The sequence below is a fragment of the Vannielia sp. SX4 genome, from assembly GCF_052828525.1.
In genome coordinates, this window is sequence record NZ_CM128247.1 from 3294054 (window position 1) to 3319750 (window position 25697).

The 25697-nt window shown below is 66.4% G+C and carries 22 protein-coding genes and 1 tRNA gene; 15 read left to right on the forward strand and 8 right to left on the reverse strand.

Going from position 1 to position 25697, the window contains the following annotated elements:
* Window positions 1-3 precede the first annotated feature (3 nt).
* The 3 genes from ACUXVX_RS16260 to ACUXVX_RS16270 all read right to left on the reverse strand — a co-directional run bounded on the left by ACUXVX_RS16260 (window position 4) and on the right by ACUXVX_RS16270 (window position 3220).
* The gene (locus ACUXVX_RS16260; RefSeq protein WP_446309112.1) at window positions 4-1083 is read right to left on the reverse strand and encodes an efflux RND transporter periplasmic adaptor subunit; all 1080 of its coding nucleotides are present in this window, start codon (window positions 1081-1083) and stop codon (window positions 4-6) included.
* A gap of 237 nt (window positions 1084-1320) precedes the next feature.
* A tRNA-Leu gene (locus ACUXVX_RS16265) sits at window positions 1321-1407 on the reverse strand.
* A gap of 103 nt (window positions 1408-1510) precedes the next feature.
* Window positions 1511-3220 carry a peptidoglycan-binding domain-containing protein gene (locus tag ACUXVX_RS16270; protein WP_446309113.1) on the reverse strand — a complete coding sequence of 570 codons (1710 nt, stop codon included), beginning with the start codon at window positions 3218-3220 and terminating at the stop codon, window positions 1511-1513.
* Window positions 3221-3407: 187 nt separating this feature from the next.
* Here ACUXVX_RS16270 and lipB point away from each other — a divergent pair, with 187 nt between their 5' ends.
* The 3 genes from lipB to ACUXVX_RS16285 all read left to right on the forward strand — a co-directional run bounded on the left by lipB (window position 3408) and on the right by ACUXVX_RS16285 (window position 7534).
* Complete coding sequence (gene lipB / locus ACUXVX_RS16275) at window positions 3408-4055, forward strand: lipoyl(octanoyl) transferase LipB (protein WP_446309114.1); 648 nt, start codon at window positions 3408-3410, stop codon at window positions 4053-4055.
* Between the two features lie 3 nt (window positions 4056-4058).
* Window positions 4059-5462, forward strand: coding sequence for a hypothetical protein (locus tag ACUXVX_RS16280; RefSeq protein ID WP_446309115.1), 1404 nt, complete (start codon window positions 4059-4061; stop codon window positions 5460-5462).
* Window positions 5463-5629: 167 nt separating this feature from the next.
* Window positions 5630-7534 (forward strand): PhoX family protein, encoded by a 1905-nt coding sequence (locus tag ACUXVX_RS16285; RefSeq protein ID WP_446309116.1) that lies wholly within the window; start codon window positions 5630-5632, stop codon window positions 7532-7534.
* A 73-nt stretch (window positions 7535-7607) separates the two neighbouring features.
* On the opposite strand, the gene ACUXVX_RS16290 is transcribed toward ACUXVX_RS16285, so the two are convergent.
* Window positions 7608-8975 carry a helix-turn-helix domain-containing protein gene (locus ACUXVX_RS16290; protein ID WP_446309117.1) on the reverse strand — a complete coding sequence of 456 codons (1368 nt, stop codon included), beginning with the start codon at window positions 8973-8975 and terminating at the stop codon, window positions 7608-7610.
* Between the two features lie 225 nt (window positions 8976-9200).
* On the opposite strand from ACUXVX_RS16290, the gene ACUXVX_RS16295 reads away from it, so the two are divergent.
* The 8 genes from ACUXVX_RS16295 to ACUXVX_RS16330 all read left to right on the forward strand — a co-directional run bounded on the left by ACUXVX_RS16295 (window position 9201) and on the right by ACUXVX_RS16330 (window position 19060).
* The gene (locus ACUXVX_RS16295) at window positions 9201-10589 is read left to right on the forward strand and encodes a substrate-binding protein (RefSeq protein WP_222468559.1); all 1389 of its coding nucleotides are present in this window, start codon (window positions 9201-9203) and stop codon (window positions 10587-10589) included.
* Between the two features lie 192 nt (window positions 10590-10781).
* Window positions 10782-11792, forward strand: a complete 1011-nt coding sequence (locus ACUXVX_RS16300) for a branched-chain amino acid ABC transporter permease (RefSeq protein WP_222468558.1) — start codon at window positions 10782-10784, stop codon at window positions 11790-11792.
* Window positions 11793-11796: 4 nt separating this feature from the next.
* Window positions 11797-13008, forward strand: coding sequence for a branched-chain amino acid ABC transporter permease (locus ACUXVX_RS16305; RefSeq protein ID WP_446309118.1), 1212 nt, complete (start codon window positions 11797-11799; stop codon window positions 13006-13008).
* Window positions 13009-13020: 12 nt separating this feature from the next.
* Entirely contained in the window at window positions 13021-13776 is a 756-nt protein-coding gene (locus ACUXVX_RS16310; protein WP_222468556.1) for an ABC transporter ATP-binding protein, read from the forward strand.
* A gap of 19 nt (window positions 13777-13795) precedes the next feature.
* A complete protein-coding gene (locus ACUXVX_RS16315) occupies window positions 13796-14551 on the forward strand; it encodes an ABC transporter ATP-binding protein (RefSeq protein ID WP_222468555.1) in 756 nt (251 codons plus the stop codon).
* 112 nt (window positions 14552-14663) lie between these two features.
* A complete protein-coding gene (acs, locus tag ACUXVX_RS16320) occupies window positions 14664-16613 on the forward strand; it encodes an acetate--CoA ligase (RefSeq protein ID WP_222468554.1) in 1950 nt (649 codons plus the stop codon).
* A gap of 143 nt (window positions 16614-16756) precedes the next feature.
* The gene (locus ACUXVX_RS16325; protein WP_446309119.1) at window positions 16757-17764 is read left to right on the forward strand and encodes an AraC family transcriptional regulator; all 1008 of its coding nucleotides are present in this window, start codon (window positions 16757-16759) and stop codon (window positions 17762-17764) included.
* A gap of 96 nt (window positions 17765-17860) precedes the next feature.
* Window positions 17861-19060: a serine hydrolase domain-containing protein gene (locus tag ACUXVX_RS16330; protein WP_446309120.1), complete on the forward strand. Its 1200-nt coding sequence runs from the start codon at window positions 17861-17863 to the stop codon at window positions 19058-19060.
* Between the two features lie 27 nt (window positions 19061-19087).
* Here the strand turns inward: ACUXVX_RS16330 and ACUXVX_RS16335 are convergent, their stop codons facing one another.
* The 3 genes from ACUXVX_RS16335 to ACUXVX_RS16345 all read right to left on the reverse strand — a co-directional run bounded on the left by ACUXVX_RS16335 (window position 19088) and on the right by ACUXVX_RS16345 (window position 21518).
* Window positions 19088-19537, reverse strand: coding sequence for a YtoQ family protein (locus tag ACUXVX_RS16335; RefSeq protein ID WP_446309121.1), 450 nt, complete (start codon window positions 19535-19537; stop codon window positions 19088-19090).
* 9 nt (window positions 19538-19546) lie between these two features.
* Window positions 19547-21001 carry an inorganic phosphate transporter gene (locus ACUXVX_RS16340; RefSeq protein ID WP_446311555.1) on the reverse strand — a complete coding sequence of 485 codons (1455 nt, stop codon included), beginning with the start codon at window positions 20999-21001 and terminating at the stop codon, window positions 19547-19549.
* A 103-nt stretch (window positions 21002-21104) separates the two neighbouring features.
* Complete coding sequence (locus ACUXVX_RS16345) at window positions 21105-21518, reverse strand: NUDIX hydrolase (protein WP_261384613.1); 414 nt, start codon at window positions 21516-21518, stop codon at window positions 21105-21107.
* Between the two features lie 200 nt (window positions 21519-21718).
* Here ACUXVX_RS16345 and ACUXVX_RS16350 point away from each other — a divergent pair, with 200 nt between their 5' ends.
* From ACUXVX_RS16350 to ACUXVX_RS16365, 4 genes are all read left to right on the forward strand, one after another.
* Window positions 21719-22561: a carbohydrate ABC transporter permease gene (locus ACUXVX_RS16350; protein ID WP_446309122.1), complete on the forward strand. Its 843-nt coding sequence runs from the start codon at window positions 21719-21721 to the stop codon at window positions 22559-22561.
* Window positions 22558-23346 carry a carbohydrate ABC transporter permease gene (locus ACUXVX_RS16355; protein ID WP_446309123.1) on the forward strand — a complete coding sequence of 263 codons (789 nt, stop codon included), beginning with the start codon at window positions 22558-22560 and terminating at the stop codon, window positions 23344-23346. The genes ACUXVX_RS16350 and ACUXVX_RS16355 overlap by 4 nt, the downstream gene beginning before the upstream one ends.
* 124 nt (window positions 23347-23470) lie before the next feature.
* On the forward strand, window positions 23471-24001 hold the full coding sequence (locus ACUXVX_RS16360; protein WP_446309124.1) for a hypothetical protein: 531 nt from the start codon (window positions 23471-23473) through the stop codon (window positions 23999-24001).
* Window positions 24002-24154: 153 nt separating this feature from the next.
* Window positions 24155-24586 (forward strand): hypothetical protein, encoded by a 432-nt coding sequence (locus ACUXVX_RS16365; protein WP_222468545.1) that lies wholly within the window; start codon window positions 24155-24157, stop codon window positions 24584-24586.
* Window positions 24587-24674: 88 nt separating this feature from the next.
* Here ACUXVX_RS16365 and ACUXVX_RS16370 read toward each other — a convergent pair whose 3' ends face one another.
* The gene (locus ACUXVX_RS16370; RefSeq protein ID WP_222494341.1) at window positions 24675-25655 is read right to left on the reverse strand and encodes an ABC transporter substrate-binding protein; all 981 of its coding nucleotides are present in this window, start codon (window positions 25653-25655) and stop codon (window positions 24675-24677) included.
* Window positions 25656-25697 lie beyond the last annotated feature (42 nt).

Below are 25697 nucleotides of genomic sequence, written 5' to 3' on the forward strand. Positions count from 1 at the left end.
AGCTTACTCCCCGATACGGGTGAAGGGGCGCACCGGCTGGCCGTCGCTGAGCTGCGAGGCCCCGGTCACCACGATCTGGGTGCCCTCCTCCGGCCCCTCGGTCATGTAGAGCCGCCCGTCCTCATGCAGCTCGATCTCCACCGGGGTCTGGCGCACCCTGCCATCGGCAAAAACCATCACCGCCGCCGCGCCCGCCGGGTCAAACACCAGTGCCGTCTCGGGCAGGATGATACCATCGGGCACCTTGCCCTCCGCCGAGGCGTAAACCGTCACCGAAGCGCCGGGAAAGACGAAGGCACCGGGGCTCTCGGTGAAGGCCATCGTGATGGTGAAGGTCTGGCCCACGTTCGAGGTTTCGGCCTCGAACTCGCGCAGCTCCATCGGGTAACGGGTGGCATCGCCCGGCAGCGCGGCTTCGAAGGCCACGTTGTCGCCCGCGCCCGCCTGCCGGAACAGCACCTCGGGCACCTGAATGTCGACCCGCAGCTCCGAAACGTCATGCAGCCGCACCACCGGCGTGCCGGCAGAGACGGTCTGATAGTTGGGCACCAGCCGCCGCGCGACCAGCGCATCGAAAGGCGCCCGCAGCGAGGCGTCGCCCAGATCGGCCTGCGCATTGTCCAGCGCGATCTGCGCCAGTTGCAGCTGGGTCTGGGCATCGCGCACCGACACGTCAGACACCGCCTGCCCGCGCAGGCTGGCGAGCCGGTCCGCATCGCGCTGCGCCTTGTCGAAATTCGCCTTCGCCTGTGCCACCGCCCGCTCGTAGACCGCCAGATCGAGCTGCGCGATCAGCGCCCCCGCCTCCATGCTGGTGCCCTCGTCGGCATTGAGCACCTCAAGCTGCCCGCCGACCTGAAACGCCAGATCCACCGTCTGCCGCGCCGTGACCTGACCAAAGAACTGCCGCTGCAGCGTGACCGGCTCCGAGGAGAGCGTCATCAGCTTCACCGGCTTGGGAACCACGGCAGGCACTTCGGCCTCCTGGGCATGAACGGGAAGGGCGAGGAGCAGCGCCACGAGGGGCAGAGCGCGGGAGAGATAGGACACGAAGAAGGGCTTCCGATACGGAGTTGACGTCAATCTGCGCCGAGATAAGCCCTCCCCGCGAAAAAGCAAACCGTTTAGTTCACTTTTTCCGCAAACAGGTCAGCAGAGCCACTGTGCCCCCACGCACAACCGCCCCCTCGCCCGCTATCCGGGCAGAGTGCAGCGTCTTCAAGCACAGCAAAAACCAGCCCTGACGCCCGCGAAACGGGCCTGAAATGGCCGGGATATTCATCTGTCTCGGAGAGGATCACTCCCACCTCGGGGAGCGAATGGTGCGGTCGAGAAGACTCGAACTTCCACGGGTGTTACCCCACAGCGACCTCAACGCTGCGCGTCTACCAATTCCGCCACGACCGCACATCTTGGCTTGGTGCGGCGGTGTGTACAAAAAGCGCGGGGGGATGAAAAGCGAAATTCATCCCCCCGCACAGGTTTTTTTCGGGCCCGGTCTTCGGGCGTCTCAGTCGGCGATATTGAAGATCGGAACCACCGTCACCGACTCCTCGGCCTGGGCCGCGCCCTGCCCGCCTTTCAGCATCACCGCCTTGCGCAGCAACTCGGTGCGTCCGGGCTGTCCGGGGTTGAACACCGCCGCCGTGCCGCCCTCGAGCGCATCGATGGCGCGGGTGTACCAGACACCGGCCAGATCATCGCGGTCGGGCGTGCCGTAGCCCTGGCTCAGATGGTGGCCGACCAGCTCGGCGTAGGGCTGCTTGCCGAGCGCAACCAGCACCAGCGCGGAGCCAAGAGCGGTGTCGAGATCATCCATCTTGTAGCCGACGCCGAGGCAGACCACCGATGTTTTCTCCATCTGCGCGGGCGGCAGGCCGCTCTGCAGCACGAAGGCCCCGACATCGGAGAGCACCGCATCCGCCGGCTTGACCGAGGCTGCCGCAACATGCGGTTTCAGCAGGGCACCAAAGCCCTCGCACTGCTCGCCAACGCTGGACTGTGCGGCAGCCGGCAGCTTGGCCACCAGTTCCTCGCCCTGTGCGATCGCATAGGTCCGGGCGAGGCAAAGCTGCTGGCCCAGCGCCTGATCGGCGTCAACCAGCGTTGCGGCGGTGATGTAGCCGCCGTTGGTAGAGGTTTGCAGACCAACCTCGTTGCAGTGCGATTCCAGCGAGGCGGCCATCGGCGCGGCGGCAAAGAAGTCCGGCATGGCCGCGCCGCCCGTCGCGGCGGCAGCTTCAACCGGCGCGCCGCCCTGCACCACCGGCTGGGCCGGGGCAACCGGCGTTGCCGCCTGAAGCGACACCTGCGCCGAGGCGGTCTGGGTCTGCGGAAGCGCCGGAGCTGTCGTTACCGGAGCCGCCGCCATCTGGGTGCCGGTCTCATCCGACTTCGAGCACACCCCGTGCTGACAGCTGAACATTGCTGGCGTCACGTTGTAGGCCTGAAAGTCATTGCGTTCGTAGCCCTGCGGCGTCGAGGCAAACACCCGCACCGCGCAGGCCTGAGCGCTGCACCAGAAGGCCGAGCCTGAAACCGACGTGTCGAGGATATAGTCTGTCCGGCCATCGCCGTTCATGTCGGCCAGTTGGATGAAGCCCGAGCGCTGCACCAGCTGGTCGGCGGTCGGGTCGGAGCTGCGGGCGATCTCATGCACCGACTGCGCCACCACCGGCGGCAGGCCCCATTGCGAGACTGCGGCGCTCTGAACGCCCGGCATGCCGGCTCCGGCCTCGTCGCGCCACGTGAGCAGCACGCCGCGCATGCCCAGCGGGTTGGAGGCCGCCAGTTGCGCCACGGCAGGACCGCCCGCCTGGGCGCGATGGTAGGCCGACATCAGGAAGTTGCGCTCATAGACCGTGAGCTGCCCGGTCGGCGGGTAGCCCAGATGCGCCTGAAACGCCGTGACCGCCGCGCGCGAGCGCCGCCCCATCACGCCATCGGCGCCCCCGGCATCGAAGCCGAAATAGTTGAGCGCCGTCTGGGTTTCGCGGTTTTCCTGACGGGCCGCCGAGTTCGCGCTGCTCTTGTAGCGCTTGGTCCCGCCGGTCGTCCGACGCACCACGCGCTTGTTCTTCGAGCCATTGGCGATGGCGGCGCCAATGATGGCCCCACCGATGAGGGCCGCTGCGTCATTTGCGGAGGCTTGCGCTGGCGGCATGGCGACCGACGCAGCAGTTAATGCGGCCACAATGTGCCGGTTCTTCAAAAATTTCATATCCATCCCCGTGAAATCAGGACAGCCAATGCCACTCTTTTAGGGCCCCTCGACCCCACGATGACTTCCGGCAAAACGGGGCCAAAATTCCGGCCCGGCGACTCGTTCAACTCGACCTCAATTGTCTTGCCTCCACCTTCCCCCCACGTCACTTGACCTGTCAAGGATTCCCGCCTAGCTCCGCGCCATGGTGGAATGGATCACGTCAAAGGGCCTCACCGGCTACGATGCGGCGGTGGCCGAGATGGAAACGCGCGTCGCCGCGATCCGCGCAGGCGAGGCTTCCGAGGCCGTCTGGCTGGTGGAGCACCCGCCGCTTTACACCGCCGGCACCTCCGCCGATGCGGGTGACCTGCTCGCCCCCAATCGCTTTCCGGTCCACGCCACCGGGCGCGGCGGGCAGTACACCTATCATGGGCCCGGCCAGCGCGTCGCCTATGTCATGCTCGACCTCACCGAACGCGGCCGCGACGTGCGCGCCTTCGTCCACCAGCTTGAGGCGTGGATCATTGCCACCCTCGCCGAATTCGGCGTCACCGGCGAGCGGCGCGAGGGCCGCGTGGGCATCTGGATCCCGCGCCCCGAGAAGGCTCCCCTCCCCGACGGCTCCCCGCGCGAAGACAAGATCGCCGCCATCGGCATCCGTCTGCGCCGCTGGGTCAGCTTCCACGGCATCTCGATCAACCTCGAGCCCGACCTCGAGCATTTCTCCGGCATCACCCCCTGCGGCATCCAGGGCCACGGCGTCACCAGCCTCGTCGACCTCGGCCTTCCCATCACGATGGACGACCTTGATCTCGCGCTGCACCGTGCGTTCATCGCCACCTTCGGCTGAGCCGTGAGCTACGACCTTTCCCTCTACCTGCGCCGCGCCGCCGCTCCCTTTGCCAGCTTCTCCGGGCCTGGCTGGCAGGTGGTGACACACGGTCCGCTTGGCGTGGAGGATGAGGATATTCCGCCCGAGCATCTCGCCGTCATCGGCGCGCGGCGCCAGCTCTGGCAGATCCATATCGAAGGCGCGCGGCCGCCGGAGGCGCTGGACCGGCTGCAGGCCCTGCTCGATGCCGCCCTTGCCGATCACAAGGCGGTGCTGGTGGATGAGCAGACCGGCAGCTACCAGACCTCCCGCAAGAGCGGCCCCCTGCTGCCTGCGCAACGCGAGCCCGAGGCCGCCCCGCCTCTCGGCCCCTCCCTCCGCCTGTACTTTTCCGCCCCCGTCCCGCCGCCCAACGCGACCACCCTGCCCTATGCTCTCGAAGGCAAGGGCTGGGCCTTCCGCTTCGAGGGGCCGCGCCTGCTGACCTCAGGTCAGATCCCCCCGGCCCACCGGGCGGCGGCGGGCGGGCGGCTACATATGTGGCAGGTCACCGTGGAGGGCGCGCTCGATGCGCACCGACAAGACCGGCTGGAGGTGCTGCTCGCCTCGGTGCTCCATACCCACGACGCGGTGCTGATCGACGAAGCAGCCGAGCGCTTTGTCACGGCCCGCGACAGCGGCCCCCTGGCCAGCGCCGCATGGCTGTCGCAGCAGCAGCCGGGCGAGCTCAGCTTCTTCTTCGAAGACGCAGACGCCTTCCACCCTTCCCGGGCCGCCGCCTTCCTTTCGGCCTTGGCCGAGCACCTGCCCCAAGCCCTGCCCCGCCGTTTCGGCCCCTGGGAGCCGCTTCAGGGCAAGGTCGAAGGGCGCGATCTCTCGGAGCTTGCCCGCGCCTGGGAGGATACCCCCGACCTGCTGCTGAAAGCCGCCACCCCCTTCGGCCATATCTTCTGCTCGCTGCTGACCACCAAGGCGCTGGAGGGCTACCACCCCGATCACTTCATCCGCCGCGATTGCGTGGTCGGTCGGATTTCTTTCGAACTCCGGCCCAAGGCCTTCACCGACCCTGCCCTGATCGAGGCGATCATCGCTTTCATGCCCCAAGCCGCCGAGATCACCGGCGCCTTCTATGCTGAGTTGCGTCAGGGCGAATGCCCACAACGCAGCTGGTTCTGGCGCGGCCTGCCCCCCGGCCCCGCACGCGCCCTGCTGCTGGGTCCGCCCTACACCGCGCTCTGGCCAGAGGCCGCCGCTCTGGGCACAGAGCTTCCCGGCGGCCGCCTGCTGCTGCGGACCCGCCCGGGCCAGCCTGAGCTGCCCGAGCCGCCCGCCGCGCTGCTGATGCCGCCGCCTGCCCCCTTCGGCAGTCCTGCCCGCAGCGAAACCGCTATCACCTTCCCCTTCCCGCCGCCTGCCACGGCCTGAAGCAGCAATACGGTGCACCGGCCATCGGCGGGAAACTGCCGCTGCCTTCCCCAGCGTCACGCACGGCGTCACCCAACCGTTACACTCCGGTCACAAAACCGATTCCAGCACTGCCTAGGCAAAGCCGGAACGCTTGCATCCAAGCCATTCAGCCAGGGAGCCCCCACATGACAGACCAAAAGCACAACCTCTCCTTCGACGACTGGGATGAGGTCAACTTCCCCCGCCCCGAAGAAAACGACTTTGACCGTGTGGTCGAGCGCGCCGTCTCCCGCCGCGGCTTCCTCGGCTCGGTCCTCGCCTTCGGCTCCGGCGCTGCCGTGATGGGCACCGGCCTGCTGAAAGGCACCACCGCGCTGGCCGAAGGCCACGGCATGGCCAAGTCGCGCTTCCCCTTCACGCCGATCGACATCGCCACCGACCACGAGGTGCACGTGCCCGAGGGCTACACCGCCAAGGTGCTGGTGCGCTGGGGCGATCCGCTCTTCTCCGATGCCGAGGGCTATGACGTGAACGCCGGTGGCGGTGCCGTCGCTGGCTCCGACCGGGTGTTCGGCGAGAACACCGACGGCATGGAGCTGTTCTCCTTCGACGGCCACGAGATCATCGCGGTGAACTCCGAGTACACCAACAACGATGAGAACCTGCCGGCCGAGCAGGAAGGCACCCCGGCCAATGCCGATGACGTGCTGAAGCTGCAAAACCTCCAAGGCGTGACGGTGATGGAAGTGGCCCCGGGCGACGATGGCTATGCCGTCGTGGTCGACAGCCCCTTCAACCGCCGCATCACCCACAACACCCCGATGACCATCGCCGGCCCCGCGGCAGGTCACGACCTGATGAAAACCGAGGCCGACCCGACCGGCACCACCTCGCTCGGCACCATGAACAACTGCGGTTCCGGCCGCACGCCGTGGGGCACCTACCTGACCTGCGAAGAAAACTTTAACGGCTACTTCGGCTCCACCGATGCAGACGCCGCGCGTCCCGATGGCTACGACCGTTACGGCATCGGCGCCGATGGCTGGGGTTACGACTACCACAAGCACGATGCGCGCTTCGACTACTCCCAAGACCCCAACGAGCCGCACCGCGTGGGCTGGATCGTCGAGATCGACCCGACCGATCCCGAGAGCACGCCGATCAAGCACACCGGCCTTGGCCGCATCAAGCACGAGAACGCGGCCTGCGCCGTGGCCCCCGATGGCCGCATCGTGGTCTACATGGGCGACGACGAGCGCGGCGAGTACATGTACAAGTTCGTCTCGAACGGCACTTGGGCACCCGGCGCCTCCACCGAGGGTCTACTGGACGATGGCACGCTCTACGCCGCCAAGTTCAACGATGACGGCACCGGCGAATGGCTGGCGCTGACGCCCGAGAGCACCGGCATGGCCTCGCTGGCCGAAGTGCTGATCTTCGCCCGCATGGGCGCCTCCGCCGTGGGAGCCACCACGATGGACCGCCCCGAGTGGATCGCCGTGAACCCCCACGCGGTCGAGGCCTACTGCTGCCTGACCAACAACAAGAACCGCGGCGCAGACGGCAAGAACGCCGGCGGCGACGCAACCCCGGCCAATGGTCCCAACCCGCGCGAGACCAACAACTTCGGTCAGATCGTGCGCTGGCGTCCTGCCGAGGATGACCACGCCGCCGACAGCTTCGAGTGGGATCTTTACGTCATGGCCGGCAACCCCGAGGTCTACCCGAACAACGAGTACGGCGGGTCCGATAACGTCACGCCGGGCAATATGTTCAACTCGCCCGACGGCATGGCGTTTGACAGCAACGGCCTGCTCTGGATCCAGACCGATGGCGATTACAGCAACGAAGGCGAGTTCGAGGGCCACGGCAACAACCAGATGCTGGTGGGCGACCCGGTGACCGGCGAAATCGCCCGCTTCCTCACCGGCCCCAATGGCTCCGAGGTCACCGGCGTCTGCTGGTCGGCAGACCGCCGCACCATGTTCGTCGGCATCCAGCACCCCGGCGGCTCCTGGCCCACGGGCGAGGGCCTGCCCCGCTCCGCGGTGATCCAGGTCACCCGTGACGACGGCGCGCTGATCGGCTGATCCGGCTCCTCTGTCAAAACCATCGGGCCGCCCCTCACCGGGCGGCCCGTTTCGTTTCCGGTGCGCCGCGCGCCTACCCCTGCCGCCCGATGATCGACGGCTCCCGCCGGGCCGGGCAGGCCTCGCGCGGGCAGATCCGGCAGCTGGTGCCCAGCTCCAACACCTCCCGCGCCTCTCGCGCGCCGCCAAAGCCCTCGTCCAGCAGCAGCATATGCGCTTCGAAGACCTGCGGCGCGCCAAAGCCCAGCGCGCCCACCGGGCGGCAGATCGCGAAGGCGGTAAACCGGCGCGGGCTGCGCCCGGCCATCTCCACCACCGCGCGCACCGGCATCGCCGGCCGGGTCAGCGCGGCATAGAGCGGCCAGAGCGCGCAGGCCGCCCCGAAGCGTGGCATCGGAAAGCCCTGCACCGGCTTGCGAAAGGTCAGCGTGCCCGAGCCGTCGCAGCTCACCAGCCCGATCTCGCCGGGCAGCCCCTCGCGCGGCAGGCTGGCGAGGCGGCGCAGCACCGCCTCCACCGGCAGGCCGTAACGCCCGGCAAGTGTGCCCGGATCGTAGCCCGCCTCATGGGCCGCCTCGGCAAAGGCGGAAAGCGGCATCGCTTCGGCATCAGCGCGGTAGCGCTCCAGCCGGGCAGTGGCCATCTCCCGCGCCGCCGCGCCGCGCAGTTGCCCGGCGCTCCGCGCCTCGGCCACCATCTTCTCCGGTCCACCCTCGCCGCCAGCAGCCCCGCCCGCCTCCAAGGCCTCCACGTGAAAACCGCTGCGCCCGAACCAGGCCTCCACCTCCTCCTGCGGCGTGCCCGCACCCGCATCGGCGCTGCCGCCGTCGTCGAGGTAGCGCACCAGCCCCTCGGCGCTCTCGGCCAGCCTTGCGCTGTCATCGTTGATGTTGCGGTGAAAGCGGTTGAGCCAGTCGCGGTCGAGGTCCGGCGTGTCCGCAAGGATCGCCGCCGTCGAGCGGATCGCGGTGACCGACGAGAGCATCTCGTGCAGGCTGGCGCTAAGGTGCGGGTCGTGGCTGAGCCGGTCCGAAAGCGCCTCCACGCTGCGCTCTGCCTCGCGGACGCGGGCATGGGTCTCGGCCAGCAGCGCCGCCCAGCCGGGAAAGCGCCCGGCGAACTCCTCCACCCGGTCCAACTCCTCCGCCGAGAGCGCGTTTGCCTTCTCCGGCCCGGCCCGCCCGGCAGGCGCCTCAACCGCCGCTTCGCGCAGCGCATCCACCAGCGCGGTTTCGGCGCCTTCCGATAGCGCTACCGGTTCGGTTTCGAGCGCGCGGGCCAATGCCACAAGGAGTTTGCCGCCGATTCTGCGGCGGTTGTGCTCGATCAGATTGAGGTAGGAGGGCGAGATCCCGACCCGCTCGGCCAGCTCGCTCTGCTTGAGCCCGTAGTCGGCCCGCCGGGCGCGGATCCGGCTGCCGGTAAGCACGTTCTTTGCCAAGGCAATTCTCCCGTCTTTTCAACGCCGTGCTGCAACTGCGTGAGAAGATTTTTACAACTTCGCCACAACGCCTGACAAAATATTTACAGAAAAATCGTTTCCATGAAAGCGCTTGTTGCCAGATTTGCCCCGACCACCTGATAATGAAGCAGGCCCTCAATGGGCCGTGGCGCGTGATACGGGGGAGGAGCCCCGAGCGCCCATAGACATAACGGGAGGACATCCATGTCGACATCCAAGTTCACACGCCGTGGCGTGCTGAAAACCGGCGCCGTTGCCGGTGCGGGCCTCGCCCTGCCCACCATCTTCACCAGCCGTGCCAACGCCTACGTCAACGAGCCCACCGGCGATACCGTGACGCTGGGCTTCAACGTGCCCCAGTCCGGTCCCTACGCCGATGAGGGTGCCGACGAGCTGCGCGCCTTCGAACTCGCCGTCGAGCACCTGAACGGTGAAGGCGACGGTGGCATGATGAACACCTTCTCGATGAAGAACCTGAAGGGCAATGGCATCCTCGGCAAGAAGGTGGCCTTCGTCACCGGCGACACCCAGACCAAGTCTGACGCTGCCCGCGCATCCGCCAAGTCCATGATCGAGAAGGACGGCGCGGTGATGATCTCCGGCGGCTCCTCCTCGGGCGTGGCCGTGGCCGTTCAGGGCCTCTGCCAGGAAGCCGGCGTCATCTTCATGGCCGGCCTCACCCACTCCAACGATACCACCGGCAAGGACAAGAAGGCCAACGGCTTCCGCCACTTCTTCGATGCCTATATGTCCGGCGCCGCGCTGGCACCGGTGCTGGCCAACGAGTATGGCAAGGAGCGCCGCGCCTATCACCTGACCGCCGACTACACCTGGGGCTGGACCCAGCAGGAGTCGATCCAGGCCTCCACCGAGGCCCTGGGCTGGGAGACCGTCGAGAACGTGCTGACGCCGCTGGCGGCAACCGACTTCTCCTCCTACATCGCCCCCGTGCTGAACTCTGGCGCCGATGTGCTGGTGCTCAACCACTACGGCGGCAACATGGTCAACTCGCTGACCAACGCCGTCCAGTTCGGCCTGCGCGACAAGCAGGTGAACGGCAAGAACTTCGAGATCGTCGTGCCGCTCTACTCCGAGCTTATGGCCAAGGGCGCCGGTGAGAACATCAAAGGCATCCTCGGTTCGTGCAACTGGCAGTGGTCGCTGCAGGACGAGGGCACCAAGGCCTTCGTGAAGTCCTTCGGCACCAAGTACGGCTTCCCGCCGAGCCAGGCTGCGCACACCTGCTACGTGCAGACCCTGCTCTATGCCGACGCCGTCGAGCGCGCCGGCACCTTCGAGCCCTGCGCCGTGGTGGCTGCCCTCGAGGGCGACGGCTCCTCGCTGGACGGCATCGACAGCGCCTCCAACTCGGGCCTCGTGTTCGACGGCCTCGGAAACGGCAAAACGCTGTACCGCGCCGCCGACCACCAGTGCTTCAAGGACGTGCTGGTCACCAAGGGCAAAGAGAACCCGACGTCCGAGTTCGACCTGCTCGAAGTGGTCGAAGTCACGCCCGTGGATCAGGTCTGGTACGAGCCGGATCACCCGATGTTCGCCGGCGGCGACCTCGGCACCTGCAACAACGGCGTCTGATTGCTTCAAACGCCACGGGGGGCGGCCACGCGCCGCCCTCCACTCCCGCCACGAGCGGGCACCGGGGCTGGGCCCGGCAAGACTTAGAAACATACCCATACAGGGATCTATCGAGGCCGAACGCGCGAGGGCAGATGCCGCCGCGCGCATGGTCACACTCATAACGCTAGCCGCTTGAAAAGGTGGGGACAGATGGACGCCATCCTACTTCAAATCCTGAACGGGCTCGACAAGGGCAGCGCCTACGCGCTCATTGCCCTCGGTCTGACGCTCATCTTCGGCACGCTCGGTGTGGTGAATTTCGCCCACGGCGCGCTGTTCATGATCGGTGCCTTCTGCGCCGTGACCATCCAGCGCCTGCTGAACCTCTCCCATGAGGTGATCGACGAAACGCAGACGGACTTTCTGGGCAACCCGCTCAAGGTGAAGGTGCCCTACCTTCAGGACTGGTTCGGGGAGAGCATGGGCTCAGCCCTGCAAGACTGGTCTGTGCCGCTGGCCATCCTCTTTGCCATCCCGGTGATGCTGGTGGTCGGCTACGTGATGGAGCGCGGGCTCATCAAGCACTTCTACAAGCGCCCCCACGCCGACCAGATCCTCGTGACCTTCGGCCTCGCCATCGTGCTGCAAGAGATCGTCAAGTTCTACTACGGCGCCAACCCGATCCAGACCCCTGCGCCCGAGGCGCTCTCCGGCGTGGCCCAGGTGCTGCCCGGCGTGGTCTACCCGGTCTGGCGGATCGTCTACTTTTGCTTCGCCGCCGCGATCATCGCGGGTGTGTTCGCCTTCCTCCAGTTCACCACCTTCGGCATGGTGGTCCGCGCCGGCATGGCCGACCGCGAGACAGTGGGGCTGCTGGGCATCGACATCGACAAGCGCTTCACCTTCATGTTCGGCCTCGCCGCGGCGGTGGCCGGCCTTGCGGGGGTGATGTACGGGCCGATCAACGCGCCGAACTATCACATGGGGATGGACTTCCTCGTGCTGAGCTTCGTCGTGGTCGTCGTCGGCGGCATGGGCTCTCTGCCCGGCGCCGTGCTCGCAGGCTTCCTGCTGGGGATCCTCGAAAGCTTCGCCTCCACCACCTGGGCCACCACCACCCTGCCCGGGATCAACCAGATCATCATCTACCTCGTCGCCATCATCATCCTTCTGACCCGTCCGCGCGGTCTGATGGGTCGCAAAGGCGTGATGGAGGACTAAGAACATGCTCGGACTGAACAAGAAAGATACCAACCTTCTGCTGGTGGTGCTGGCACTTACGATGCTGGCCCCCTTCATCCTCAACCCGTTCCCCACCGGGAGCGCCATGGCCCAGTTCAACGCGGGCTACCCCGACCTGATGCAGCGTTTCGTGATCTTCGGGATCTTCGCCATCGGCTTCAACATCCTCTTCGGCCTCACCGGCTACCTCTCCTTCGGCCACGCGGCCTTCCTGGGGGTGGGCAGCTACTCGGCGGTCTGGATGTTCAAGCTGCTGTCGATGAACATCCTTCCGGCGATCATCCTCTCGGTGATCATCGCGGGCCTCTTCGCGCTCTTCATCGGCTACATCTCGCTGCGCCGCTCGGGGATCTACTTCTCGATCCTCACGCTGGCCTTCGCGCAGATGTCCTTCGCGCTGGCCTACTCGGTGCTGACCCCCATCACCAACGGCGAGACCGGCCTGCAGATCACCCTGAGCGATCCGCGCATCCTCGGCAGCTCCGCCATGCCCGATGGCTCGATCCCGGTGACCAACCTCTTCGGTCTCGAGATGCGCGCCGCGTGGGATATGGCCGTGGGTCCGTGGACCTTCACCTTCTCCGCCGGATACTACTTCTGCGCGGTGATCCTGATCCTCGCCTTCTACCTCGCCATCCGGATCTTCCGCTCGCCCTTCGGCATGATGCTGCGCGCGATCAAATCCAACCAGACCCGGATGAACTACACCGGCCTCAACCCCAAGCCCTACACGCTGGCGGCCTTCGTGATCTCCGGCATGTATGCCGGTCTCGCGGGTGGTCTGATGGCGGCGATGGACCCGCTGGCAGGCGCCGAGCGCATGCAGTGGACAGCCTCCGGCGAGGTGGTTCTGATGACCATCCTCGGCGGCGCGGGCACACTGATCGGCCCGGTGCTGGGCGCCGGCATGATCAAGTACTTCGAGAACATCCTCTCGAAGATCAACGAAACCGTGCTGCACGGCTGGTTCGCCTTCCTGCCTGACGGACTCGAAGACTTCATGGTCTCCATCGTCTACCCATTCGTGGGCAAGGGCTGGCACCTGACCCTCGGCATCCTCTTCATGCTGGTGGTGATCTTCCTGCCCGGCGGTCTCGTCGAGGGGGGCCAGCGCATTGGCCGCCTGTTCCGGCGCCGCAGCGCCAAGGCCTCGGGCGCAGAGGCCGAAGCCGCCAAACAGCAACCCGGCGAATAAGGAGACGGACAGATGGGAATTCTTGAAGTCAAAGGCGTCAACAAGCGCTTCGGCGGGTTACAGGCCCTGGGCGATGTGAACCTCTCCGTAGAGGAGAACACCGTCCACGCCATCATCGGCCCCAACGGGGCGGGCAAGAGCACCCTGCTCAACTGCCTCGTCGGCAAGCTGATCCCCGATAGCGGATCGGTCAGCTTTGCAGGCCAGTCGGTGCTCGGGCGCACGCCCCACGAGATCAACCAGATGGGGATCAGCCGGGTGTTCCAGACACCCGAGATCTTTGGCGACCTCACCGTGTTCGAGAACGTCATGATCCCCTGCTTCGCCAAGCGCGACGGCACGTTCAAGCTCAACGGGATCGGCTCGGTCGGCTCGCAGCGCGACATCCGCGATCAGGCGATGGCGATGCTCGAAGACGTGAACATGGCCGACAAGGCCGATGTCCACTCCGCCTCCCTGTCGCGCGGCGACAAGCGGCGGCTCGAGATGGCGATGTGCCTCGCGCAGGAGCCCAAGATGCTCCTGCTCGACGAGCCCACCGCCGGCATGGCCCGCGCCGACACCAACAACACGATCGACCTGCTGAAGGAGATCAAGGACAAACGCGACATCACCATCGCCATCATCGAGCATGACATGCACGTGGTGTTCTCGCTCGCCGAGCGGATCACCGTGCTGGCTCAGGGCACGCCGCTGGTGGAAGACACGCCCGAGAACATCAAGGGCCACCCCAAGGTGCAGGAAGCCTACCTCGGAGGCCACGGCTGAGGCCGCAGGAGAAAGCGACATGAACGTCAAACCCGACTTTTCCAAGAACGCCAACCAGGCGGCAACCGCTCCGGCCTACTTTTCGGTCTGGGATCTCGAGGCCTATTACGGCGAGAGCTACATCGTCCAGGGCATCAGCTTCAACGTCCACGAGGGCGAGATCCTCGCGCTTCTGGGCCGCAACGGGGCGGGCAAAACCTCGACCCTGCGGGCCATCGCCCGGCTCGACGACCCGCAGGTGACCCGCGGCGAGATCTGGCTCGACCACGAGCCGCTGCACCTGAAAAAGGCCCATGAGGCCAGCCAGCTCGGCATGGGCCTCGTGCCCGAAGACCGCCGCATCATCCCCGGCCTGACCGTCGAGGAGAACATCAAGCTGGCCCAGATCGCCCCGCCCATCGGCTGGTCGCTCGACCGCCTCTATGAGCTGTTCCCCCGCCTCGGCGAGCGCCGCCTGCAAGAGGGCGTGACCCTCTCGGGCGGCGAGCAGCAGATGCTGGCGATTGCACGGGCGCTGGCGCGCGACATCAAGGTGCTCCTGCTCGACGAGCCCTACGAGGGCCTCGCCCCGGTGATCGTGGACGAGATCGAGAAGACCCTGCGCATCATCAAGGAACAGGGCATCACCACCATCATCGTGGAGCAGAACGCCGTGCGCGCGCTCGAACTGGCCGACCGGGCCGTGATCCTCGACACCGGCCAGATCGTCTTCGACGGCACCGCCGCCGAGGTGCTCGAGAATGAGAGCCTGCGCGCCGAATATCTCGCCATCTGATTGTGCGACCTTTCGGGGGCTGGCCCTTCTCCGGCCCGCCCCCTACCACATGGCATAGAGGAAGACCGGCCAGCAGAGCGCAGTCAGGCGCCGCGGCCGAGAGGAGGACCTGATGACCGAAACCAAATCCTATCCGCCCAGCGCCGATTTTGCCGCCAACGCCAAGGTCGACGCTGCCAAGTACGAAGAGATGTATGCCGCCTCGGTGAACGACCCCGAGGGCTTCTGGAAGGAGCAGGCTGGTCGGCTCGACTGGATGACCTTCCCCACCACGATCAAGAACACCACCTTCAAGTCCGATGACGTGTCGATCAAGTGGTACGAGGACGGCGTGCTCAACGTCTCCGCCAACTGCATCGACCGCCACCTCGAAAAGCGCGCCGACCAGACCGCGATCATCTTCGAGCCGGACGATCCCGAAACACCCGCGCAGCACATCACCTATGCCGAGCTGCACGAAAAGACCTGCCGCATGGCCAACGTGCTGCTGAGCCAAGGCGTCATGCGCGGCGACCGCGTGGTGATCTACCTGCCGATGATCCCCGAGGCGGCCTATGCCATGCTGGCCTGCGCCCGGATCGGCGCGATCCACTCCATCGTCTTCGCCGGCTTCTCGCCCGACGCGCTGGCCAACCGGATCAACGACTGCGGCGCCAAGCTGGTGATCACCGCCGACACCGCCCCCCGCGGCGGCCGCGTGACGGCGCTCAAGAGCAACACCGACGCCGCCCTGCTGCACTGCTCCGACAAGGTCCGCTGCCTCGTCGTCAAGCACACCGGCGACCAGACCACCTGGATCGACGGCCGCGACGTGGACGTGAAGGCACTGATGGAAACCGCCGCGCCCGATTGCCCGGCCCGCCCGATGAATTCCGAAGACCCGCTCTTCATCCTCTACACCTCGGGCTCCACCGGCAAACCCAAGGGTGTCGTCCACACCACCGGCGGCTACCTCACCTACGCCTCCCTGACCCATGAGGTCAGCTTCGACTACCACGAGGGCGATATCTACTGGTGCACCGCCGATGTGGGCTGGGTCACCGGCCACACCTACATCGTCTACGGCCCGCTGGCGAACGGCGCGACCACCCTGATGTTCGAGGGCGTGCCCACCTACCCCAACGCCTCCCGCTTCTGGCAGGTGGTCGAAAAGCACAAGGTCGCCCAGTTCTACACTGCCCCCACCGCCATCCGCGCGCTGATGGGCCAGGGCGACGACTACGTCACCGGCTGCGACCTGAGCAGCCTCAAGCTGCTGGGCACCGTCGGCGAGCCGATCAATCCCGAGGCCTGGAACTGGTACAATGACGTGGTCGGCAAGGGCAAATGCCCCATCGTCGATACATGGTGGCAGACCGAGACCGGCGGCCACATGATGACCCCCCTGCCCGGCGCCCATGCCACCAAGCCCGGCGCGGCGATGAAGCCCTTCTTCGGCGTCCAGCCCGTGGTGCTGGAGCCGACCACCGGCGAAGAGATCCACGACTACCCTACCGAGGGCGTGCTCGCGATCAAAGACAGCTGGCCCGGCCAGATGCGCACCGTCTGGGGCGACCATGACCGCTTCGAGAAAACCTATTTCTCCGACTACAAGGGCTACTACTTCTCGGGCGACGGCTGCCGCCGCGATGCCGATGGCGACTACTGGATCACCGGCCGGGTGGATGACGTGATCAACGTCTCCGGTCACCGGATGGGCACCGCCGAGGTGGAGAGTGCGCTTGTGGCCCACGCCAAGGTCGCCGAAGCCGCCGTGGTGGGCTACCCGCATGAGATCAAGGGCCAAGGCATTTACTGCTACGTCACCCTGATGAACGGACAGGAGCCGTCCGAGGAGCTGAAGAAGGAGCTGCGCACCTGGGTCCGCACCGAGATCGGCCCCATCGCCTCCCCCGACCTCATCCAATGGGCCCCCGGCCTGCCGAAAACACGCTCGGGCAAGATCATGCGCCGCATCCTGCGCAAGATCGCCGAAAACGACTACGGCGCCCTCGGCGACACCTCCACCCTGGCCGACCCTTCCGTGGTCGACGAGCTGATCGAGAACCGCGCCAACAAATAAAGTGGGCAACCTGCCCACTATGCGACCATTCAGAAGGCCGGGCCGAAACGCCCGGCCTTCCCCCCTTCCAAAGTCCAGCGTCAAATTCCGCGCAAAGGTGCTACCCTGCTCGCCATGCACCGTGACGAGGAGGAGCGGCGCCCATGCTTGAACATGCCCTGATCCGGGATACCCTCGGCGCGCGGATCCGCCACGGCGCCCGGTCCCGCTCGACCGACTGGGACGAGGTCGAAGCCTTCTGCCGCACCGTCTACATGCCCTATCGCGTCCGCCCGCTGGAGCGGCTCTCCCGGCCCGACGCCACCATGATCTCCGCGCGCGCTGGCCGCATCACCATGACCCGCTTCGCCTATGGCACCGGCATCCACCTTGACCGGTTCGATCCCGAGGCCGGCAACATCCTCGTCCTCAACACCCTGCGCGGCGCGCTCGACCATTCCACCACCGGCGGCTCCGTCGCTACCGGGGCGGGCGAGAGCTTCGTGGTGGATTGCTCCCGCACCGACTACTGGCTCGAAGGCGATGCCGACCACATGCAGCTCAACCTCACCATCCCCCACGATGTGATGGCCGAAACCGCCGAGCGCTGGTTCGGCTTCGTGCCGGGGGATGACCTCTGGACCAGCCGCGTCAAGATCGGCGGCCCGGGCAGCGCGTGGCTGTCTCTGCTCGATTACGCCGCCCGCGCGCTCACCCGCCCCGGCCCGGTCGCCACCACCACCGCCCTGTCGCGCCACATCGAAGAGATGCTCTGCGTCGAACTGCTCTGCCTCTGGGCCGCAGAGGCGGGCGTGCGGCTCGAGGACGGCGCCCGCGCCGCCGCGCCCGGCTACGTGCGCCGCGCCGAAGAGATCATGGAGGCCGAGGCCCGCGAGGCCCCCTCCATCGGCGAGGTCGCCGCCCGCGTCGGCGTATCGGCCCGTACCCTCTCCGGCAGCTTCCGACGCTTTCGCGGTCTGTCGCCCCGCGACTTCCTCGCCGCCCGCCGCCTCGACGGGCTGAAGCACGCGCTCGAAACCGCCCCGCCAAGCCACACCGTCAGCCGGATCGCCGCCGATTGGGGCTTCGCCAACTTCGGGGCGCTCGCAGCACGCTACCGCGACCGCTTCGGCGAGCTGCCCTCGCACACCCGCGCCCGCACCCGTCACTGACTTTCCTTCCGAAACCGGATAGTCCCTGCCGATCCCGAACAGCCGCGCCGCCCTGCCCGCGCTACCCTCCCCACCACGCGATCAAGGGAGGATCTCATGAAAGACACCATCACATCCGACATCACCACACGGTGCGACGCCGTGCTGAACGATCTCGCCACCGGCGACACCCGCGTGCCCGGCATCGTCGCCATGGTCACCGACCGGGACGGCGACATCTACGCAGGCAGCTCAGGCGAGCGCCGCATCGGCGGCGACCCCATGACCGAAGACACCGTCTTCGCCATCTTCTCCACCACCAAGGCCATCGCCGGCACCGCCGCCCTGCAATGCGTGGAGGAGGGCCTGCTCGACCTCGACGCCCCCGCCAAGGACTACGCCCCCGCCATCGGCGCCCTCCAGGTGATCGACGGCTTCGAGGCCGATGGCACACCCCGCCTCCGCGCGCCCAAGTCCGACGTCACCACGCGCCAGCTCCTGCTGCACACCGCGGGCTTCGGCTATGATTTCTTCAACGACACCTACTGCCGCCTCGCGACCGAGCAGGGCCAGCCCTCGGTCGTCACCGGCTCCCGCGCCTGCATCGAAACGCCCCTGCTCTTCGATCCCGGCGAGCGTTGGGAGTATGGCTCCAACATCGACTGGGTCGGCCAGGTGGTCGAGGGCATCCGCGGCAAACGGCTGGGCGAGGTCATGGCCGAGCGCATCTTCGCCCCGCTCGGCATGCAAGACATCGCCTTCACCCGAACACCGCAGATGAAGGACCGCACCGCCACCATCCACGCCCGCGGCGAGGATGGCAGCCTGACCCCGATGGACGACTTCGCCCTGCCCGATGATCCCGAGGTCCACATGGGCGGCCACGGGCTCTACGGCACGGTGCCCGAATACATGAAGTTCATCCGCATGTGGCTGAACGACGGCGCAGGCCCCAACGGTCAGGTGCTGAAGGCCGAAACGGTGGAGTGGGCCGTGAAAGGCGCGCTTGTTCCGCCCCAGAAGGTCACCATGTTGCCCGGCGTGATCCCCTCGCTCTCCAACGATGCCGAGTTCTTCCCCGGTGCGCCAAAGGACTGGTCCTACAGCTTCATGGTCAACTGCGAGCAGGCTCCGACTGGCCGTCCCGCCGGGGCCATCGGCTGGGCCGGGCTGGCCAACTGCTTCTACTGGATTGACCGCCAGAATGGCGTGGGCGGCTATTGGGCCACCCAGATCCTACCCTTTGCCGATGCGGCCTCCTTCACCGGCTACATGGCCTTCGAGACGGCGGTATACGACGCACTCGCCAAGGGCTGAACGCGGGAAATTGCGGAAGGCGGGCGGCTACCCCGGCAACTCGCCTTCCAGCACGTAGCGCAACATCTGCGCCACCTGTTCCGGCCGCTCCGCCACCGCCAGCGCCGCCGCATCCACCTCTTTCAAGGCATGCTGATGCTCGGCCCCGTGGAGCACGATCAGCGACTTGCCCAGCGCGGCGGCCATCCCGGCGTCGAACGCCGCATTCCACTGCTTATACTTCTCGCCAAAGCGCACAACCACCACATCAGCCTGCTCGATGCCCCGCCGCGTACGGATCGCATTCAGCTTCGCACCCTTGTGGTCATGCCAGAACTTGTTCGGCTCCGCGCCCAGAATGGCCACGCCACAATCATCGCTCGCCGCGTGATCCGTCACCGGCGCGCTGAACGAAACGTCCAGCCCCGCACACCCCGCGATGATCTCCTCACGCCAATCGGTGTGGATCTCACCCGAGAGATAAACCTTGAGCGTCATGACCTTCTCCTATCCAGCAATGTTGACCATGCCCCAGAACAGCACCGCCGAAAGCAGCGCAGCTGCCGGCACGGTGATGATCCATGCGGCCACGATTGTCATGAAATGGCTCCGCCGCACCAGCTTGCGCCGCCGCCGCTCCTCGGCGCCGTGCTCGGGCCGCGCGGGCAGGCTGCCCCGGGCTCGCCGCATCCGGCGGTCATAATCCCACTCGCGGAAGAACCCCACGCCAAAGACCCCGCCCACGGCGATATGGGTCGACGACACTGGCAGACCCAGCCAGCTGGCGACAATCACGGTGATCGCCGCCGAGAGCGCCACGCAGTAGGCCCGCATCGGGTTCAGCTTGGTGATCTGGCTGCCCACCATCCGGATCAGCTTGGGGCCGAAGAGGAAGAGGCCAAAGCTGATGCCCAGCGCCCCGATCACCATCACCCAATAGGGAATGGCCACCGCATCGGTGAAATCCCCGGTGCCCAGCGCCTGCACGATGGCGGCGAGCGGGCCCACCGCGTTGGCCACGTCATTCGCGCCATGGGCAAAGCTGAGGAGCGCGGCGGAAACGATGAGTGGAATGCCGAAGAGCACCTTCAGCGAGCGGTTCCGGTTCTCCAGCCCTTCCGATTGGCGGCGGATCACCGGGATCATCACCAGCCATATCAGCACTGCCACGGCAAGGCCTGCGCCCAGCGCGGTCAGCAGGTCGATCTTGATGAGCTTCTTGATACCCTTCAAAGCGATGTAACTGGCAAAGGCTCCGCCCATGATGCCCACCAGCACCGGCACCCAGCGGCGGGCGGCGGCGATCTTGTCTTCGACGTAGATGATGTTCGACTTGATGAACCACAGGAACCCGGCGGCGATGACCCCGCCCAGCACCGGCGAGATCACCCAGCTCGCGGCAATCGCGCCCATCGTGCCCCAGCTCACGGCAGCAAAGCCCGCGGCGGCAATGCCCGCGCCCATCACCCCGCCCACGACCGAGTGGGTGGTCGAAACCGGCGCCCCGACCCATGTGGCAAGGTTGACCCAGAGCGCCGAGGAGAGCAGCGCCGCCATCATCGCCCAGACGAACACATTGGCCGAGCCCATGCTTTCGGGCGCGATGATGCCCTTGGCGATGGTGCCCACCACGTCGCCCCCCGCAATCAGCGCGCCTGCGCTCTCGAAGACGGCGGCAATGGCGATGGCCCCGCCCATGGTGAGCGCGTTCGCCCCCACCGCCGGCCCCATGTTGTTGGCCACGTCGTTTGCGCCAATGTTCAGCGCCATGTAGGCACCGAAGACGGCAGCGATGATCACGATGAAGGTGCTGGAGGTCTGGCCGAAGAGCAGCGCCGCCAGAAGCCCGGCGAGCACCACGAACACGAAGGCCACGCCATAGCCCACCATCGGCCGCGCCACGTAACTGGTGGCAAGCTCGAGGTTGGAGATGCGGCCGAGGTCGCGGTCCAGCGTCTCCATATGGCTGGCATCATAGTCGGTCTCGGACACAGGCATCCCCCCTCAGTCAGTCTGGGGCATCACCTGCCCTGCGGGGGGGAGCGGAGTCAACCACGCGCGCGTCTCAGAGCCCGCGCAGGATCTCCTGCAGTTCGGGCTCCTGCACCATGTTGGCGGCATCCTTGGGACTGACCCACTTGCGCCGCCGCTCGCTGGCCTCGGGAAACTCCTCGGCCAGCTCCTCGACCTTGACCGGAAAGACCAGTGTCTCCACCGGCACGCCCCAGCCTTCGTCGCGGGTCTTCTCGTAGGTGTAGCTGCCGATCGCCGCCTTGGGCCGCTTCTGGCTGCGCACCCCGGCCTCTTCCCAGGCTTCCTGTAGCGCCGCGCCGGCGGCATCCTTGCCGCGCATCGGCCAGCCCTTGGGGATAATCCAACGGCCCGTACCCCGGCTCGTCACCAGCAAAACCTGCTTCTCGCCACCGCTCTTGCGATAGCACAGCGCGCCGACCTGCAAACGCCGAGGGCGTTGCAGCATGGGGCGAAGATACTCCGCCCAAGCATGCCGGACATAGGTAAGCATTGTGAGCCTGCCGATATTCTTGTTGTCGTTCGGTCACTTAGATAGTGCAACGGTTAACAAATTGCAAAGAGAACCCGCTTTCCGCCCGTCCGGCCGCTTGACTCGCCCCGCAATCCACCGCCAACTGATTACATGTTAACGACATCTATTTCCTGATGACGCCCCACAGCAACCGCGCCTGGCTGCTGCTTCTGCCCGCCATCGCCATCATGGGTCTCGTGGCCGTCATCCCGCTGCTGACCGTGCTCAACTACTCCTTCCACGACATCTTCACGCTCGAGAGCCGCTACTGGATCGGGCTGGAATGGTATGGCGAGATCATCACCTCGCAGCGCTTCTGGGCCTCGCTCGCCCGCTCCGCGCTGTTCTCCGCCGTGGTGCTCACCATTCAGGTGCCGCTGGGCATCGCCGTGGCGCTGCTTCTGCGCTCCACCCGCCACCCCACGCTCTATCTCATGGCGCTCGCCATGCCGCTCGTGGTGCCGTGGAACATGATCCCCGGCATGTGGCTCACCCTCGTCGGGCCGCAGGGGCTGGTGGGGCCGTCACTCATCGCCGCCGGGTTCGATTACAAGTTCACCGCGCTCCACACATGGGCGCTGATCGTGACGATGGACACCTGGCACTGGCTCGGCCTCGTGGTGATCCTCTCCTACGCCGGCCTCTCCGCCATCCCCCGCCCCTACTATCAGGCGGCAGAGATCGACGGCGCCTCCCGCGCCGCCATCTTCCGCCACATCGAGCTGCCAAAGATCGCCGGGGCGCTCGCCATCGTGCTGTTGCTCCGCTTCGTCGACAGCTTCATGATCTACACTGAGGCCTTCCGGATCAACGCGGGCGGGCCGCAGGGCGCCACCACCTTCCTCTCGCTCGACCTCGGCGAAGACATCAACGCCTACAGCTACGGCTCGGCGGCGGCGCGGGCGATGACCTACTTCCTGATCGTCATCACCGTGGTCTGGGCCTTCGTGCAGGTCACCCGCAGGCGCACGCCATGAGCGCCGCCGCACGCACGCTCGCCCTTGCGGCGCTGTTGCTCTTCATCGCCCTGCCGCTGGTGCAGACGGTGGTGCTCTCCTTCACCGCCACCCTGCCGCAGGACGGGCTGGAGACCGGGCAGTTCACGCTGATGAACTACGCCCGCATCTTCGACACGCCCGCGCTGGTGGCCTCCATCGGCAACAGCTTCATCTACGTCACGCTCAACGTGGCGCTCTGCCTCGCCGCCGGTCTGCCCGCGGCCTATGCCTTCTCGCGCTACCGCTTCACCGGCGATCGGCACGTGCTGTTCCTCATGCTCGCCTTCCGGGTCACGCCGCCGGTGGTGCTTTCGCTGCCGATTTTCATCCTCTTCGCCAACCTCGGGCTGGTGAACACGCCCGTCGGCATCGCGCTGGTGCATTGCGTCTTCAACCTGCCCATCGCGATCTGGATCTTGGAGAGCTTCATCTCCGCCGTGCCCCGCGAATTCGACGAAACCGCCTTTCTCGACGGCCAGTCTCTGCCCGGTTTCTTCTTCTCCAAGCTGATCCCGGCCATCGCGCCCGGCATCGGCGTGGCAGCCTTCTTCTGCTTCATCTTCTCATGGGTCGAGGTGGTGTTCGCCCGCATCCTCACCGGCACCGGCGGCAAGCCGATCACCATGGCGATCAACGCACTCTTCTCCTTCCGCACCGATATCGGCCTCGTGATGGCGATGACTGTCTTCTCGCTGCTGCCCGGCGTGCTGATGATCGTCTTCGTCCGCCGCCACATCGCCCGTGGCTTCGTGATCCGCACCTGAGCCGCCCCACCAGCCCGGTGCATTAACCATCAGGTCACTTTTCCGGGCCGCGTTAACCTCTTGCCCACTCTCATGAAGATATCGTGTCAGCCATGGGGTCCGTTAACGCAGGAGCTTGAAAAACATGACCATGGTGAGGCTCGACACCCAAGGCCAGTCGTCCCAGTCCCTCGCCCTTCCGGCGCAGGTGCTGGCCGCACGCCACCGGCAAAACACGGTGGCCTCGCAATCCACCGATATCCGCCCGCCCGAAAAGGCCGAGGCCCCCGCAAAGGCGCGGCTCGACACCGCGCGCGACGAGGTGCTCGGCTCCGATGGCGAGCGCCGCCCGCCTCCGCCGCTGAAGGAATATGCCCGCATCCCCACCGCGATGACGGCCGAGATCCTCCGCTTGCAGGAAGAGGCCCGCGAAAAGGCGCAGGAGGCCACCGAGGCAGAAGGCGCGGCTGAAACCGCCCGCGCCGCCGCCACCCAGGCCGAAGCCGCCGAAGAGGCCGCGCGCGAGGCCGAGGCCAGCGCCGAAACCGCAGAGGCCAGCCGCACCGAGGCACCCGCCGCCGCCCCGGCCAGCGCCTCCCCGCCGCGCTACGCCTCGGGCCTCAGCGCGGTGAACGGCCCGGCCCCAGCCCCCGGCCAGCTCGACCATCAGGCCTGACGCCGCTCCACCCCACCTGCCCGGCCAGCCGCCCCACACCGGGGCGCTGGCCGCCGGATTTTACCGGACCGTCACTTTGCCGAACGGCCCCGGCCTGCTAAACTCGCCTCGCATTTGAGCACCAATTTTCGATTCAACCCGCGAGGAACCTCAATGGCTGCCCCCGACTGGCTGCAACACATCAAGTGGAGCAAACCGCACCGCCTCTCCGACCTGATCGCCGACATGAAGCTGATCCCCGATTTCGAGGGGTTCTATGCCTTCAACGAAGACCCCGGCAAACTCGAGGTGGGCCGCGTGCTCTACATCGGTGAAACCGGGCAGGAAGGCGGCCTGCGCTCGCGCCTGCGCACCTACCTCCACCCCGACCCGGTGAACGGCCCCATCGTCAAACACTCCGGCTGCATCTGGATCTACCACCACCGCATCAATGTCTCGTCGGATGACAAGATCTACCTGCGCTGGTCGGGCTGGGAGAGCGACAAGCGCACCCGCATGGGCGTGGAGACCGGGCTGATGCAGTACTACCAAGCTTGGTACAACAAGCGTCAGATGAAAAAAGTCAGCGACCTCGAAACCATCTGACTCCCACTGACCATGCAAAAGGCCCGCCAGGTCTCCCCGGCGGGCCGTGTCTTGCAGGGCGGGCAATCTGCCCACCACCCGGTCCGGCTTACTGAAGCGCGGCGTCCGAGATATCCATCGTGTAGGCGCCTTCCGGCTCCTTGGTGATCACCGGGTCCGAGCCACCGCCCAGCAGCGTGGCCACCGTGCGCTCGTAGTCGGCCGGGTCGAGGGCCCCGTTGGAACCGGCGGTGAGCTTGGCGATCTCGCCCATCATCCGCACCTGATGGCCCTCGGTCTGCGCGCCGGTCTCGTCATTGTCGAGCACGATCATCGCAGCGTCTTCCGGGTTCTCCTCGGCCCACTTCCAGCCCTTCATCGAGGCCCGCACGAACCGGGTCATCTTGTCCTTGAAGGCCTCGTCAGCGAGGTTCTCTTCCATCACGTAGAGCCCGTCTTCCAGCGTCGCCACGCCCTGATCCTCATACTTGAAGGTCACCAGCTCCTCTTCGGGGATGCCAGCGTCGATCACCTGCCAGTATTCGTTGTAGGTCATGGTCGAGATGCAGTCGGCCTGCTTCTGGATCAGCGGGTCCACGTTGAAGCCCTGCTTGAGCACCTCCACGCCATCCTCGCCACCCTCGGTCGGGATGCCCAGCGTGCTCATCCAGCTCAGGAACGGGTACTCGTTGCCAAAGAACCAGACGCCCAGCGTCTTGCCCGGAAACTGCTCCGGCCCTTCGATTCCGGTTTCCTTCAGGCAGGTCAGCATCATGCCCGACGATTTGAACGGCTGCGCGATGTTCACCAGCGCCAGCCCCTTCTCCCGCGCGGCCAGCGCAGCGGGCATCCACTCTACGATCACATCGGCACCGCCACCGGCGATCACCTGCGTCGGGGCAATATCCGGGCCGCCCGGCTTGATCGTCACGTTCAGACCCTCTTCCTCGTAGAAGCCCTGATCGGCGGCCACGTAATAGCCCGCGAACTGTGCCTGCGTGACCCACTTGAGCTGCAGCGTCACGTCATCCGCCGCCTGCGCCGCCCCCGCGGCCAGCGCCAGCCCGGCGCCGAGTACGAATTTTTTCATTGTCACTCTCCTTGTTGGTTTTTGGTTTGGGTATCAGTGCGC

Excerpts from the sequence above, each read along its gene's own strand:
- ACUXVX_RS16270 (WP_446309113.1), bottom strand. The coding sequence starts at position 3,220 with ATGAAATTTTTGAAGAACCGGCACATTGTGGCCGCATTAACTGCTGCG.
- lipB (WP_446309114.1), top strand. The coding sequence starts at position 3,408 with ATGGTGGAATGGATCACGTCAAAGGGCCTCACCGGCTACGATGCGGCG.
- ACUXVX_RS16285 (WP_446309116.1), top strand. The coding sequence starts at position 5,630 with ATGACAGACCAAAAGCACAACCTCTCCTTCGACGACTGGGATGAGGTC.
- ACUXVX_RS16295 (WP_222468559.1), top strand. The coding sequence starts at position 9,201 with ATGTCGACATCCAAGTTCACACGCCGTGGCGTGCTGAAAACCGGCGCC.
- ACUXVX_RS16300 (WP_222468558.1), top strand. The coding sequence starts at position 10,782 with ATGGACGCCATCCTACTTCAAATCCTGAACGGGCTCGACAAGGGCAGC.
- ACUXVX_RS16305 (WP_446309118.1), top strand. The coding sequence starts at position 11,797 with ATGCTCGGACTGAACAAGAAAGATACCAACCTTCTGCTGGTGGTGCTG.
- ACUXVX_RS16310 (WP_222468556.1), top strand. The coding sequence starts at position 13,021 with ATGGGAATTCTTGAAGTCAAAGGCGTCAACAAGCGCTTCGGCGGGTTA.
- ACUXVX_RS16315 (WP_222468555.1), top strand. The coding sequence starts at position 13,796 with ATGAACGTCAAACCCGACTTTTCCAAGAACGCCAACCAGGCGGCAACC.
- acs (WP_222468554.1), top strand. The coding sequence starts at position 14,664 with ATGACCGAAACCAAATCCTATCCGCCCAGCGCCGATTTTGCCGCCAAC.
- ACUXVX_RS16325 (WP_446309119.1), top strand. The coding sequence starts at position 16,757 with ATGCTTGAACATGCCCTGATCCGGGATACCCTCGGCGCGCGGATCCGC.
- ACUXVX_RS16330 (WP_446309120.1), top strand. The coding sequence starts at position 17,861 with ATGAAAGACACCATCACATCCGACATCACCACACGGTGCGACGCCGTG.
- ACUXVX_RS16335 (WP_446309121.1), bottom strand. The coding sequence starts at position 19,537 with ATGACGCTCAAGGTTTATCTCTCGGGTGAGATCCACACCGATTGGCGT.
- ACUXVX_RS16340 (WP_446311555.1), bottom strand. The coding sequence starts at position 21,001 with ATGGAGACGCTGGACCGCGACCTCGGCCGCATCTCCAACCTCGAGCTT.
- ACUXVX_RS16345 (WP_261384613.1), bottom strand. The coding sequence starts at position 21,518 with ATGCTGCAACGCCCTCGGCGTTTGCAGGTCGGCGCGCTGTGCTATCGC.
- ACUXVX_RS16350 (WP_446309122.1), top strand. The coding sequence starts at position 21,719 with ATGACGCCCCACAGCAACCGCGCCTGGCTGCTGCTTCTGCCCGCCATC.
- ACUXVX_RS16355 (WP_446309123.1), top strand. The coding sequence starts at position 22,558 with ATGAGCGCCGCCGCACGCACGCTCGCCCTTGCGGCGCTGTTGCTCTTC.
- ACUXVX_RS16360 (WP_446309124.1), top strand. The coding sequence starts at position 23,471 with ATGACCATGGTGAGGCTCGACACCCAAGGCCAGTCGTCCCAGTCCCTC.
- ACUXVX_RS16365 (WP_222468545.1), top strand. The coding sequence starts at position 24,155 with ATGGCTGCCCCCGACTGGCTGCAACACATCAAGTGGAGCAAACCGCAC.
- ACUXVX_RS16370 (WP_222494341.1), bottom strand. The coding sequence starts at position 25,655 with ATGAAAAAATTCGTACTCGGCGCCGGGCTGGCGCTGGCCGCGGGGGCG.